Here is a 12,504-nt window from a genome sequence, read left to right as displayed (position 1 = left end):
TTGTTTGCCCTGTTCGATGAAGCCGGCAAATTTCTGACCGGCCGCGTGCTGTCTGAAGCCGAAAGCTCCCTGCAGTTGGAGTTGGAGTCTGGCAAGCGCGTCAAGGTCAAGTCGGCCAACGTGCTGCTGAAATTTGACACACCCGCGCCCGCCACGCTGATGGCCAACGCCCAGGCGCTGGCCGACCAGATCGAGCTCGACCTGGCCTGGGAGTTCGCCCCCGAGGCCGAATTCGGCTTTGCCGAGTTGGCCGCCGACTATTTCCAGGACCCGCCCACGCTGGAGCAGCAGGTCGCCGCGCTGCTGCGCCTAAGCGAGGCGCCGCACTATTTCCGCCGCGCCGGCAAGGGACGCTACAAAAAAGCGCCCGCCGACATTTTGCGCCAAGCGCTGGCCGCGATTGAGAAGAAAAAGCAGATTCAGGCCCAGATCGATGCCTGGAGCGCCGAACTGGCCGCAGGCGCCTGCCCGGAACCGATCCGCCAGCAACTCTACAAAATCCTGTTCAAACCCGACAAGAACGCGCCCGAATACAAGGCCGTGGTGCATGCGGCGCGCCACACCCACCTGGCGCCACTGGCCCTGCTGCAGCAAGCCGGCGCCATCACCAACGCCTACCAGTTCCACTGGCAGCGGTTTTTGTTTGAGCATTTTCCCCAAGGCACGGGCTTTCCCCCGCTGCAAGCCCCGGCGGTGGCCGAGGCGCTGCCGCTGGCGGGCGTGCAGGCGTTTTCGGTGGATGACTCCAGCACCACCGAAATCGACGACGCCCTGAGCGTGCAGGGGCTGGGCAGCGGGCGCGTGACCGTGGGCATCCACATCGCGGCGCCGGGGCTGGCCATCGAGCCGGGCAGCCCCATCGACGAGGTGGCGCGGCAGCGCCTGTCCACCGTGTACATGCCGGGGCACAAGGTGACCATGCTGCCCGATGCGGTGGTGCAAGCCTATACCCTGGAGGCCGGGGGGCCGCGGCCAGCGCTGTCGCTGTACCTGACGTTCGACGAAGCCGAACTGACGCTGCTGGGGCACGAGAGCCGGCTGGAGCAGGTGCCCATCGTCCACAACCTGCGGCATGACCAGCTGGACCGCGCCATCACCGCCGACTGGCTGCTGGACCCTGCCGCCGAGCCGGGGGCGCCGCTGGCCGACGACCACGCCGCGCTGCGGCCTGAACTGTCTTTCCTCTACCGGCTGGCGCTGGCCTGCAAAGCCCGGCGCGAGGCCGTGCGCGGCAAGCCCGAAACCTTCACCCGTCCGGACTACACCTTCAAGCTCGAAGGCGTGACGGCAGAGGCCCCCTGCGGCAACGAGCGCGTCGTCATTGGCACGCGGTCGCGTGGCGCCCCGCTGGACCTGATGGTGGCCGAAGCCATGATCCTGGCCAACAGCACCTGGGGCCAACTGCTGGCCGACAGCGGCGTGCCTGGCATCTACCGCAGCCAGGCGAGTTTGGCGCCCGGCGTCAAAGTGCGCATGGGCGCCAAGGCGCTGCCCCACGCGGGCATCGGCGTGCCTTGTTACGCCTGGAGCACCTCGCCCCTGCGCCGCTACACCGACCTGGTCAACCAGTGGCAGATCATCGCCTGCCTGCGACACGGCACCACCGCGGCACTGGCCGCGCCATTCAAGCCCAAGGATGCGGCATTGTTTGCCATCATCAGCGCCTTCGACGCCGCCTACACCGCCTACAACCAGTTCCAGACCGGCATGGAGCGCTACTGGACGCTGCGCTACCTGCGCCAAGAAGGCATCACCGAGCTGACGGCCACGGTCATCAAAGACAACCTGGTGCGCGCCGACACGCTGCCTCTGGTGTTTGGCGTGCTCGGGGCCGATGGGCTGCAGCGCGGCGCCCATGTGCGGGTGCGACTGGGGCAGGCAGACGACATTGCGCTCGACATCAGCGGCACGGTGATCGAGCGGCTCGATGCCCCGCCCGAGGCGCTGGACGAAGACGCCGAAGACGATTTGGCGCTCGCCAGCCCGCTGGCCATCGCGGTGGATGTGGACGAATCCGAAAGCACGGATACATCGCCACCGGCCGCGACGACTGCTAGCTGAAAACCGGCTGGCCCGCTCGGCAGAGGACGGCCGGCCGCGGGATAATCCCTCATCGTGAAGCTGATCCGCCAACTGACCACGCTGCAAATCGCGCTGACGCTGTCGGTGCTGGCCCATGCTGCGCTGCTGACGGTGCGCTTCGTCGATCCGCAGCGCTTCGACCGCGTGCTGCAGGACACGCCGCTGGAAGTCATCCTCGTCAACGCCCGCAGTGAAGACCGGCCCGAAAAGGCCCAGGCCATCGCCCAGGCCAACCTGGCAGGCGGCGGCAACGTGGAGCAGGGCCGGGCCACCTCGCCCCTGCCCCCTTCCCCCCAGGCCCGCATCGGCGAAGTGCTGGAAGAGGAGGAGCGCCGCATCGAAGCCATGAAGGAGCAGCAAAGCCGACTGCTGGCCCAGTTGCGGCAACAGCTCGCCGCCCTGCCCACCCCCGACCCGAGCGAGGCGCAGCACCCCGAGTGGCAGGAGCGCGATCAGCGCCGCCAGGCGCTGGTGCGCACGCTGGCCGAGATCGAGCGCCGCATCAATGAAGAAAACGCCCGTCCGCGCAAACGGTACATCAGCCCCTCGACCCGCGAGGAGGTGTACGCCATCTACTACGACGAGCTGCGCCGCCGCATCGAAGACCGGGGCACCCAAAACTTCCCCGAAGTGGGCGGACGCAAGCTCTACGGCGAGCTGACGATGGTGATCACGGTCAACCACGACGGCCGCGTGCTCGACACCGAGGTGGTGCAAGGCTCCGGACAGCCGGCCCTGGACAGCCGGGCCCAGGCCATCGTGCGCAGCCTGACGTTCGGCCGCTTCAGCCCCGAGATGCGGCGGCGGGCCGATCAGATCGTGGTCGTCTCGCGCTTCCGCTTCACCCGCGACGACGGCCTGCAAACCCGGCTCAGCGCCCAGTGAGGCGGCCATGCGACGGGTGTGGCGATTTCTGGGGCGCTGGATCGGGTGGCTGCTGGTGGCAGCGTTGGCGCTGCAACTGTTTTTCCTGGGGCGCATCGCGGCCATGGCCGTCTTCGATCCGGCCAGCACCACCTTCCAGCGCTCCGAAGCCTGGCGGCTGGCCACAGGCGGCGACCCTTGGCGTTGGTCTCAGACCTGGGTGCCTTACGAATCGATATCGCCCCACCTCAAGCGCGCCGTCATCGCCGCCGAAGACGCCAGCTTCTTCACCCACCGCGGCGTGGACTGGCAGGCCCTGGAAAGCGCGCGCGAGCGCAATGCCCGGCGTCAGGCCCGGGCCCAGGCCAGGGGCACCACCGCCCGCCTGGTGGGCGGCTCCACCATCACCCAGCAACTGGCCAAAAACCTGCTGCTTTCGGGAGAACGGCACATGGCCCGCAAAGGCCAGGAACTGGTGCTCGCGCTCATGCTGGAGACGCTGCTGAGCAAGGAACGCATCCTGGAGATTTACCTCAACCATGTGGAATGGGGCGAGGGCATCTTCGGTGCCGAGGCGGCCGCTCAACACTACTTTCGCAAACCGGCATCGCGCCTCAATGCCCACGAGGCCGCCCGACTCGCGGTGATGCTGCCGGCGCCCAAACGCTATCAGCGCAACCCCTATTCCAGCTACCTGAACCAGCGCACCCACACCATCGTGGCCCGCATGGGCGCCGTGCAGCTGCCATGAGAAGGTCCACCCCATGAGCATGCGCATCCTCGGCATCGACCCCGGCCTGCAATCCACCGGCTTCGGCGTAGTAGATGCCGACGGTTCCCGGCTGAGCTATGTGGCCAGTGGCACCATCCGCACCAGCCCCGACGACGGCGCCCTGCTGCCCCAGCGGCTGGGCGTGCTGTTCGACGGCATCGGCGAAGTGGTGCGGCGCTATCAGCCCACCGTGGCGGCGTGCGAGATCGTGTTCGTCAACGTCAACCCCCAGGCCACGCTGATGCTGGGGCAGGCCAGGGGCTGCTGCCTGACGGCGCTGGTGGCCAACGGCTTGCCGGTGGCCGAATACACCGCTTTGCAGCTGAAAAAAGCCGTCACCGGCCACGGCAAGGCGCACAAGGAACAGGTGCAGGAAATGGTGCGCCGGCTGCTCCATCTGCCCGGCCTACCCGGCAAGGACGCCGCCGACGCGCTGGGGCTGTGCATCACCCATGCGCAGGTCGCACGCACCACGGCCGCCATTGGCCAAGTAGGCAAGCTGCAGGCGCGCGCCCACGCGGCCTACAAGGCCGGACGCAGCTATTGAGGGCCTGGCGTTTCAGGCAATGCGGCTGAGGATGAGCACGCCGAAGAAGAAAAACGCCGCAATCAGCGTCCACTTCAGAATCACGATGCCCCAACGCCGGAAATGATCCTTGCCGGTGGCGATGTAGAAGCCAAAGCAGATGGCCGCCCCGCCGAGCAGAAAAAACATCAGGAAGCGGAACAGGAACATGGCGGCGCCTCGGGACGTGACAGACTCACCACGCCATGGCCAGTTGGGCAAAGCCCTTGGGGGCGCGGCTGTCGTGCTCGAAAGTGACGATGTCGTAGCTGTCGGGCTGCGCCAGCAAGGCGCGCAGCAGCTGGTTGTTCAGCGCGTGCCCGCTGCGGTAGGCGCTGTAGGCCGCCAGCAGCGGCTTGCCGACGATGTAGAGGTCGCCCATGGCGTCCAGGATCTTGTGCTTGGCAAATTCGTCGGCATAGCGCAAGCCATCGGCATTGAGGACTTTGACGTCATCCATCACGATGGCGTTGTCCAGCCCCCCGCCCAAAGCCAGGCCGTGTGAACGCATCATCTCCACGTCGCGGGTGAACCCGAAGGTGCGGGCACGGGCGATCTCGCGCGCGTACTGCCCCGTGCCCAGGTCGAACTCCACCCGCTGGCCCGTGGCATTGACCGCGGGGTGGTCGAACTCGATTTCAAAGGTGAGCTTGTAACCGTGATAGGGCTCCAACCGGGCCCATTTGAGCTGGCGGCCTTCGCCTTCGCGCACTTCCACCGGCTTGAGCAGGCGGATGAACCGCTTGGGCGCGGCCTGCAGTTCGATCCCGGCGCTCTGGATCAGGTACACGAACGAGGCGGCCGATCCGTCGAGGATGGGGACTTCCTCGGCCGTGATGTCCACGATGAGGTTGTCGATGCCCAGACCGGCACAGGCGCTCATGAGGTGCTCGATGGTGTGCACCTTGGCCCCCCCACGGGCAATGGTGGAAGCGAGCCGGGTGTCGGAGACGGCGGTGGCCGACACGGGGATGTCCACCGGTTCGGGCAGGTCCACCCGTCGGAACACGATGCCGGTGTCTGGCGCCGCGGGGCGCAGCGTCAGCTCCACCCGCTGACCGCTGTGCAGACCCACGCCCACGGCTTGGGTCAGGGTCTTGAGGGTGCGTTGCGCAATCATGCAGGCATTGTAGGCCGGGCATCCGGCCGTTGCAGAAAAACGTCTTCATGCCCCCGATAGGCGCTGGCCATCGGGGGGCGTCCCGTCAATCGGCCTGCTTGCGCAGAAAGGCCGGGATCTCGAAGTCGTCCATGCCGCCGGAGGACAAGGCATCCACCTTGGCCGCGGCCGATGTGCGGTCGCGCGGACGCAGCCAGACGCGCGGCACATTCAGCGGGTCGGCGCCGCCCGCGGCCACCGCCGCCCCGGCGCCGCCGACGGTGTGGGCGAGCCCGGAGCCGCCCACCGCCTGGTTGAGCGTGGGGATGTAGGGCATGTTGTCGGTGCCGGTGCGCAGGCCCTGGGCCGCGGGCGACTGCACCACCGTCAACGGCTGACGCGCCGCGCCGGCGCGGTTGAGCCCAGTGGCCACCACGGTCACGCGGATGGCGTCGCCCAGGGACTCGTCGTAGGCGGTGCCGTAAATGACGTGCGCATCCGGCGCGGCAAACGCGCGGATGGTGTTCATGGCGAGCTTGGACTCGTTGAGCTTCAAAGAGCCCTTGGCCGCGCTGATGAGCACCAGCACGCCTTTGGCGCCCTTCATGTCCACGCCCTCCAGCAGCGGGCAGGCCACGGCCTGCTCGGCCGCGATGCGGGCACGGTCCGGGCCGCTGGCCACGGCCGTGCCCATCATGGCCTTGCCGGGCTCGCCCATGACCGTGCGCACGTCCTCGAAGTCCACGTTCACCAGGGCTTCGACGTTGATGATTTCGGCAATCCCGCCGACGGCGTTCTTCAGCACGTCGTTGGCCTCGGCAAAAGCCTGGTCCTGGGTCACGTCGTCGCCCAGCACCTCCAGCAGCTTGTCGTTGAGCACGACGATGAGGGAATCGACGTTCTGCTCCAGCTCGGCCAGGCCGGCATCGGCGTTTTGCATGCGGCGGCTGCCTTCCCAGTCAAAGGGCTTGGTCACCACGCCGACGGTGAGGATGCCCATGTCCTTGGCGATTTTGGCGATCACCGGCGCTGCCCCCGTGCCGGTGCCACCGCCCATGCCCGCGGTGATGAACAGCATGTGCGCGCCGCTGATGGCTTCGCGGATGTCGGCCTCGGCCATTTCCGCGGCGGCGCGGCCTTTTTCCGGCTTGCTGCCGGCGCCCAGGCCGGTCTGCCCGAGTTGGATGACGCGGTGCGCCGCGGTGCGGGCCAGGGCCTGGGCATCGGTATTGGCGCAGATGAATTCGACGCCTTGCACATGGCTCTGGATCATGTGCTCGACCGCGTTGCTGCCGCCCCCGCCGACGCCAATCACCTTGATCTGGGTGCCCCGGTTGAACTCCTCGACTTCGATCATTTCAATGCTCATTGCTTGACTCCTTGAATGCCTGAATAACGCTGGAAAACTGCATGGGTGTACGACGGTGGCGGCTCATCCGCCCGGTGGCGCGTGCGCGTCGTGACATCGTCGGACGTGCGCCTCGCGCGGGCTGCGCCGGGCATGGCGGTGGAATCGGTGGTGGATGCATCGGACGTTCATCAGAAATTCCCCACGAACCAGTCTTTCAGACGCCCGAACGCCGAGCTGACCGTCCCGGCTTTCTGCGCCACCTTGTGGCCGCGCAAGCGGGCCAGCCTGGCCTCTTCCAACAGCCCCATGACGGTGGCCGCCCTGGGCTGGGCCACCATGTCACTGAGCACGCCGGTGTACTTGGGCATGCCGCGTCGCACGGGCTTGAGAAAGATGTCCTCGCCCAGCTCGATCATCCCCGGCATCACGGCGCTGCCACCGGTCAGCACGATGCCGCTAGACAGCAGCTCCTCGTGCCCGGAGTCGCGGATGACCCCCTGCACCAGCGCGAAGATCTCTTCCACGCGCGGCTCGATCACCCCGGCCAAGGCCTGCCGGCTGAGCATGCGCGGCCCGCGGTCGCCCAGGCCGGGCACTTCGACTTGCTGATCTGGGTCGGCCAGCAGCTGCTTGGCGCAGCCGCTTTCGACCTTGATGTCCTCGGCGTCCTTGGTGGGCGTGCGCAAGGCCATGGCGATGTCGTTGGTGATCAGGTCCCCGGCGATCGGAATGACCGCCGTGTGCCGAATGGCGCCGCCGGCGAAGATGGCCACGTCGGTGGTGCCGGCGCCGATGTCCACCAGCGCCACCCCCAGTTCCTTCTCGTCTTCGGTGAGCACGGCCTGGCTGGCTGCCAGCGGGTTGAGCATGAGCTGGTCCACCTCCAGCCCACAGCGGCGCACGCACTTGATGATGTTTTCGGCCGCGCTTTGCGCGCCGGTGACGATGTGTACCTTGGCCTCCAGGCGCACGCCGCTCATCCCGATCGGCTCTTTGACCTCCTGGCCGTCGATGACGAATTCCTGCGGCTCCACCAGCAGCAGGCGCTGGTCGGTGGAGATGTTGATGGCCTTGGCCGTCTCGATGACGCGCGCCACGTCGGCGGGCATCACTTCCTTGTCCTTGATGGCGACCATGCCCTGGGAGTTGATGCCGCGGATGTGGCTGCCGGTGATGCCGGTGTACACCCGGGCGATTCGGCAATCGGCCATCAGCTCGGCCTCTTTGAGGGCGTGCTGGATGCTTTGCACGGTGGCGTCGATGTTGACCACCACCCCGCGCTTGAGGCCGTTGCTCGGGGCCACGCCCAGGCCAGCGAGCTTGAGCGTGCCACCCGGCTGCACCTCGGCCACCACCGCCATGATCTTGGCGGTGCCGATGTCGAGTCCTACGACGATGTCTTTGTATTCCTTGGGCATGATGGGTGTGTCGTCTATCGGGTCGTGGGGGCAGCCGGACGCGCCGGCGGGGCTTCGGTCAAGGTGGTCACGCCGCGCATGCGCAGGGCGTAGCCATCGGGGTAGCGCAGGTCCGCGCTTTCGATCTCGCGCTGGCCGTAGCGCAGCGCCAGGGTGGGCAGGGTGGCGACGAATGGCTGCACGCGGCTGAGCAGGACGTCGGCATCGCCCCGGCCCAGCTCGATGCGGGCGCCGCCATCGAGCACGACCTTCCAGCTGCCGCGCGCATTGAGCTCCAGACGGTCGATCTCGCGGCCCATGCGCTCGAACACCGGCGCCAGCACCTGGTACACGGCATAGACCTGGGCGGCACGATCGATCGGCCCGCTGAGTTCGCTCCAGCGATCGGCCTGGGCGTCTTCCGGATGGGCTTCGAACACCTCGCCGTAACGGTTGACCAGCCGGCCACTGCCCGCCTCTCCCCACCAGGCCACGGCAACGTGTTCCTGGATGTGCACGCGCAGCCGGTTGGGGAACTCGCGCTGCACCACGGCGCGGCGCACCCAGGGGGCAGCCTCGAACAGGCGCTGCACCTCCTGCAAGTCCACCGTGAGGAAGGTGCCCTCCAGGCGGGGCCCCAAATGCGCGCGCAGCGTCACGGCGCTCTGATGCTCCACGTCGCCCACCACGGTGATGCCGGCCAGCGTCCATGCCGGATGGCGGGCCACCCACCAGGCCACGGCGCCCAAGCCCATGACGACGGCGACCGCGAACAAGCCGTTCGCGGCCCACCCCATGAGGCGGACATCCAGTGGAATGACGAGTGGCTTGCCGGCCATGGTCAGAGGCGTCCTTTCGTGGGCAAAGGGTTGTCCAGCGCCGCGGCAGCCAGCACATGCAGGCACAGGGCCTCGTAGCTCATGCCCACGGCGCGGGCCGACATCGGCACCAGCGAATGCCCGGTCATGCCCGGGGAGGTGTTGATCTCCAGCAGATAGGGCTGGCGCGTGGCTGCGTCGATCATCACGTCGGCCCGCGCCCAGCCGCGGCAACCCAGGGTGCGATACGCCTTGAGCACCAGGGCCTGGATGGCGGCCTCCTCGCCGGCCGGCAGATCGCACGGCACGATGTAGCGCGTCTCGTCGCTGAAGTATTTGTGCTCGTAGTCGTAATTGCCCCCGGGCGCCACGATGCGGATGACCGGCAGCGCCTGGGCTTGCGCCCCGCTGCCCAGGACGGGGCAGGTCACCTCATCGCCCTGGATGAACTGCTCGCACAGCACCTCTGGGTCGTGCCGAGCGGCCAGCGCATACGCCTCGGCGCACTGGGCCGGCTCGGTGACTTTGCTCAGTCCGATGGTCGATCCCTCGCGGGCGGGCTTGACGATCATGGGCGCGCCCAGCGCGGCCAAGGCGGCCTCGGTTTCTTGCACGCTGGCCACCTGGCGCCATTGGGGTGTGGGCAAGCCTTCGGCCTGCCAGATGCGCTTGGTCATGACCTTGTCCATGGACACGCTGGAGGCCAACACCCCTGGGCCGGTGTAGGGGATGCCCATGAGCTCCAGCGCCCCCTGCACCGTGCCGTCTTCGCCAAAGCGGCCATGCAGGGTGATGAAGGCGCGGTCGAAGCCCTCGCGCTGCAAGTCGGCCAGAGGCCGCTGGGCCGGGTCGAAGGCATGGGCATCCACGCCCTGGGATTGGAGGGCCTGCAACACGCCCGCGCCCGACATGAGGGAGACTTCGCGCTCGGCGGAATGCCCGCCCATGAGCACGGCCACTTTGCCCAGGGCTCGGGGATCGATGGTGTGATTGACGTTCATGCGTTGACCTCTGGATGCGTGGTGGCGGGGGCCATGGCCACCACCTGGGCCGCCACGGCGCCGATGGAGCCCGCCCCCATGCAAAGCACCACATCGCCGTCGCGGGCGTTGTCCAAAATGGCTTGCGGCATGGCGGCGATGTCGTCCACGAAGACCGGCTCGACTTTGCCCGCCACCCGCAGCGCGCGGGCCAGGGCGCGGCCATCGGCGGCCACGATCGGGGTTTCGCCCGCCGGATACACCTCGGCCAGCAACACCGCGTCGGCCTGGCCCATGACCTTGACGAAGTCTTCGAAACAATCGCGGGTGCGGGTATAGCGGTGGGGCTGAAATGCCAGCACCAAGCGCCGCCCCGGAAACGCCCCGCGCGCCGCGGCCATGGTGGCGGCCATCTCCACGGGGTGGTGCCCGTAGTCATCGACCAGGGTAATGCGGCCACCGCCAGGCAGCGCGGCCTCGCCGTGCCGCTGAAAGCGCCGGCCCACACCCTTGAAGCTGGCCAGCGCCTGCAACACGGCCTCATCCGGGATGTTGAGCTCCACCGCCACGGCGATGGCGGCCAACGCATTGAGCACGTTGTGCTGACCCGGCAGGTTGAGCACCACATCCAGATCGGGCAGGGCCACGCCATTGCGGCGCTGCACCCGGAAGTGCATCTGGGCGCCCACGGCGCGGATGTCGGTGGCACGCACCTGGGCATCGTCGCTCAGGCCATAGCTGGTGATCGGGCGTTGGATCTCGCCCAGAAGCCCGCGGATGGTGGGGTCGTCCACGCACACGATGGCTGCGCCATAAAACGGCATGCGATGCAAAAAGTCCACAAACGCCTGTTTCAGCCGAGCAAAGTCATGGCCGTAGGTGTCCATGTGGTCGGCATCGATGTTGGTGACGACCGCCATGACCGGCAACAGGTTCAGGAACGACGCATCGGACTCGTCGGCTTCCACCACGATGTATTCGCCCTGCCCCAGCCGCGCGTTCGCGCCGGCGCTGTTGAGCCGCCCCCCGATGACGAAGGTCGGATCCAGCCCGGCAGCGGCCAGCACGCTGGCCACCAGGCTGGTGGTGGTGGTTTTGCCATGGGTGCCGGCAATCGCAATGCCGGTGCGCATGCGCATCAGCTCGGCCAGCATGATGGCGCGCGGCACCACCGGCAACAGCCGGGCCTGGGCGGCCACCACCTCGGGGTTGTCGGGCTTGACGGCGGTGGAGGTGACGATGCAGTCGGCCCCCTCGATGTGGGCCGCATCGTGCCCGATATGGATGCGCGCGCCCAGCTGGCGCAGCCGCTGCGTGGTGGGGCCATCGGCCAGGTCGCTGCCGGAAATGGCGTAGCCCTGGTTGAGCAGCACCTCGGCGATGCCGCTCATGCCGGCGCCGCCGATGCCCACGAAATGGATGTGTCGGATCGCGTGTTTCATGCAGAGCCTCCGTTCGAGGCAGAGAGGGTCATGCCGGCCAATTCGCCACAGGCCCGCACCATCGCATCGACCGCGCCGGTCTGCGCCAAGGCACGGGCCCGCTCGGCGCGGGCCTGCAAATCGCGGCGCTCCAGGCCGCGCAACAGATCGGCCAGCCGCTGGGGGCTGAGTTCGGTCTGCGGCAACAGCCAGGCCGCGCCGGCTTCCACCAGGAAGCGGGCGTTGTGGGTCTGGTGATCGTCCACCGCGTGGGGGAAGGGCACGAAGATGGCGGCCGCGCCCACCGCGGCCAGTTCGGTCACGGTGCTGGCCCCGGCACGGGCGATCACCACATCGGCTGCGGCAAAAGCCGCCGCCGTGTCTTGGATGAAGGGGGTCAGCCGGGCTTGCACACCCGCGGCTTCGTAGGCCTGGCGCAGCGCCTCGATCTGTTTTTCCCCGCTTTGGTGAGTGACCTCGGGGCGCTGCGCTGGCGGCAGCAAGGCCAGCGCCTGCGGCACCGTGTCGTTGAGGGCTTTGGCCCCCAGGCTGCCGCCGACGACCAGCACCCTCAGCGGCCCGCTGCGGCCTGCGAAGCGCCGCGCCGGCTCGGGCTGATGCAGGAACTCGGCCCGAAGCGGATTTCCAATCCACTGCCCCTTGGCCAGAGCCCGGGGGTAAGCGGTGAAGACCCGGTCGGCCACGCCCGCCAGCACCTTGTTGGCCAAGCCAGCAACGGAATTTTGCTCATGCAGCACCAGCGGCTTGCCCGCCAGCACGGCCATCATGCCACCGGGGAAAGTGATGTAGCCGCCCAGGCCCAGCACCACATCGGGGCGCACCCGGCGCACCACACGCCAGCTCTGCCAGAACGCGCGCAACAGCCGCAACGGCAACAGGGCCAGCGTCAGAGCGCCTTTGCCACGCACGCCGCCGAACGCCACCGGCTCGAAAGCGAAGCCGCGCGGTGGCACCAGGCGCGCCTCCATGCTGTCAGGCGCTCCCAGCCAATGCACGCGCCAGCCCTGGGCACGCAGCGCCTCGGCCACGGCCAGGCCCGGGAAGATGTGGCCTCCCGTGCCACCGGCCATGACCAACGCGCAGGGAGTTCGGTTCATACACGGCCTCCGTGCATGAGTGCCCCGCTGCGCTGGG

Annotated in this window: 12 protein-coding genes; 4 read left to right on the top strand and 8 right to left on the bottom strand. The window is 68.0% G+C overall.

Annotated elements, in window-relative coordinates:
* The 4 genes from DFR43_RS00395 to ruvC all read left to right on the top strand — a co-directional run bounded on the left by DFR43_RS00395 (window position 1) and on the right by ruvC (window position 4,265).
* Window positions 1–2,061 (top strand): ribonuclease catalytic domain-containing protein, encoded by a 2,061-nt coding sequence (locus tag DFR43_RS00395; RefSeq protein ID WP_133595387.1) that lies wholly within the window; start codon window positions 1–3, stop codon window positions 2,059–2,061.
* A gap of 63 nt (window positions 2,062–2,124) precedes the next feature.
* Window positions 2,125–2,967 carry an energy transducer TonB gene (locus tag DFR43_RS00390; protein ID WP_133595575.1) on the top strand — a complete coding sequence of 281 codons (843 nt, stop codon included), beginning with the start codon at window positions 2,125–2,127 and terminating at the stop codon, window positions 2,965–2,967.
* 7 nt (window positions 2,968–2,974) lie between these two features.
* A complete protein-coding gene (gene mtgA, locus DFR43_RS00385; RefSeq protein WP_133595386.1) occupies window positions 2,975–3,697 on the top strand; it encodes a monofunctional biosynthetic peptidoglycan transglycosylase in 723 nt (240 codons plus the stop codon).
* A 19-nt stretch (window positions 3,698–3,716) separates the two neighbouring features.
* Window positions 3,717–4,265: a crossover junction endodeoxyribonuclease RuvC gene (gene ruvC, locus DFR43_RS00380; protein ID WP_133595574.1), complete on the top strand. Its 549-nt coding sequence runs from the start codon at window positions 3,717–3,719 to the stop codon at window positions 4,263–4,265.
* A gap of 12 nt (window positions 4,266–4,277) precedes the next feature.
* Here the strand turns inward: ruvC and DFR43_RS13595 are convergent, their stop codons facing one another.
* The 8 genes from DFR43_RS13595 to murG all read right to left on the bottom strand — a co-directional run bounded on the left by DFR43_RS13595 (window position 4,278) and on the right by murG (window position 12,467).
* Window positions 4,278–4,454, bottom strand: a complete 177-nt coding sequence (locus DFR43_RS13595; protein ID WP_164499674.1) for a hypothetical protein — start codon at window positions 4,452–4,454, stop codon at window positions 4,278–4,280.
* Between the two features lie 25 nt (window positions 4,455–4,479).
* The gene (gene lpxC / locus DFR43_RS00375) at window positions 4,480–5,403 is read right to left on the bottom strand and encodes a UDP-3-O-acyl-N-acetylglucosamine deacetylase (RefSeq protein ID WP_133595385.1); all 924 of its coding nucleotides are present in this window, start codon (window positions 5,401–5,403) and stop codon (window positions 4,480–4,482) included.
* A gap of 85 nt (window positions 5,404–5,488) precedes the next feature.
* The gene (gene ftsZ / locus DFR43_RS00370; RefSeq protein ID WP_133595384.1) at window positions 5,489–6,751 is read right to left on the bottom strand and encodes a cell division protein FtsZ; all 1,263 of its coding nucleotides are present in this window, start codon (window positions 6,749–6,751) and stop codon (window positions 5,489–5,491) included.
* Between the two features lie 170 nt (window positions 6,752–6,921).
* The gene (gene ftsA, locus DFR43_RS00365; protein ID WP_133595383.1) at window positions 6,922–8,151 is read right to left on the bottom strand and encodes a cell division protein FtsA; all 1,230 of its coding nucleotides are present in this window, start codon (window positions 8,149–8,151) and stop codon (window positions 6,922–6,924) included.
* A gap of 14 nt (window positions 8,152–8,165) precedes the next feature.
* A complete protein-coding gene (locus tag DFR43_RS00360) occupies window positions 8,166–8,969 on the bottom strand; it encodes a cell division protein FtsQ/DivIB (protein ID WP_133595382.1) in 804 nt (267 codons plus the stop codon).
* A gap of 2 nt (window positions 8,970–8,971) precedes the next feature.
* Window positions 8,972–9,949 carry a D-alanine--D-alanine ligase gene (locus tag DFR43_RS00355; protein WP_133595381.1) on the bottom strand — a complete coding sequence of 326 codons (978 nt, stop codon included), beginning with the start codon at window positions 9,947–9,949 and terminating at the stop codon, window positions 8,972–8,974.
* A complete protein-coding gene (murC, locus tag DFR43_RS00350) occupies window positions 9,946–11,370 on the bottom strand; it encodes a UDP-N-acetylmuramate--L-alanine ligase (protein ID WP_133595380.1) in 1,425 nt (474 codons plus the stop codon). The genes DFR43_RS00355 and murC overlap by 4 nt, the downstream gene beginning before the upstream one ends.
* On the bottom strand, window positions 11,367–12,467 hold the full coding sequence (murG, locus tag DFR43_RS00345; RefSeq protein ID WP_133595379.1) for an undecaprenyldiphospho-muramoylpentapeptide beta-N-acetylglucosaminyltransferase: 1,101 nt from the start codon (window positions 12,465–12,467) through the stop codon (window positions 11,367–11,369). The genes murC and murG overlap by 4 nt, the downstream gene beginning before the upstream one ends.
* Window positions 12,468–12,504: the final 37 nt, after the last annotated feature.

This window comes from Tepidicella xavieri, assembly GCF_004363315.1.
Lineage (GTDB): Bacteria > Pseudomonadota > Gammaproteobacteria > Burkholderiales > Burkholderiaceae_C > Tepidicella > Tepidicella xavieri.
The sequence above is the reverse complement of the archived record's forward strand: the minus strand, read 5'-3'. Positions and strand labels throughout refer to the sequence as shown.

Excerpts from the sequence above, each read along its gene's own strand:
- mtgA (WP_133595386.1), top strand. The coding sequence starts at position 2,975 with ATGCGACGGGTGTGGCGATTTCTGGGGCGCTGGATCGGGTGGCTGCTG.
- murC (WP_133595380.1), bottom strand. The coding sequence starts at position 11,370 with ATGAAACACGCGATCCGACACATCCATTTCGTGGGCATCGGCGGCGCC.
- DFR43_RS00360 (WP_133595382.1), bottom strand. The coding sequence starts at position 8,969 with ATGGCCGGCAAGCCACTCGTCATTCCACTGGATGTCCGCCTCATGGGG.
- DFR43_RS00355 (WP_133595381.1), bottom strand. The coding sequence starts at position 9,949 with ATGAACGTCAATCACACCATCGATCCCCGAGCCCTGGGCAAAGTGGCC.
- ruvC (WP_133595574.1), top strand. The coding sequence starts at position 3,717 with ATGCGCATCCTCGGCATCGACCCCGGCCTGCAATCCACCGGCTTCGGC.
- murG (WP_133595379.1), bottom strand. The coding sequence starts at position 12,467 with ATGAACCGAACTCCCTGCGCGTTGGTCATGGCCGGTGGCACGGGAGGC.
- ftsA (WP_133595383.1), bottom strand. The coding sequence starts at position 8,151 with ATGCCCAAGGAATACAAAGACATCGTCGTAGGACTCGACATCGGCACC.
- lpxC (WP_133595385.1), bottom strand. The coding sequence starts at position 5,403 with ATGATTGCGCAACGCACCCTCAAGACCCTGACCCAAGCCGTGGGCGTG.
- DFR43_RS13595 (WP_164499674.1), bottom strand. The coding sequence starts at position 4,454 with ATGTTCCTGTTCCGCTTCCTGATGTTTTTTCTGCTCGGCGGGGCGGCC.
- ftsZ (WP_133595384.1), bottom strand. The coding sequence starts at position 6,751 with ATGAGCATTGAAATGATCGAAGTCGAGGAGTTCAACCGGGGCACCCAG.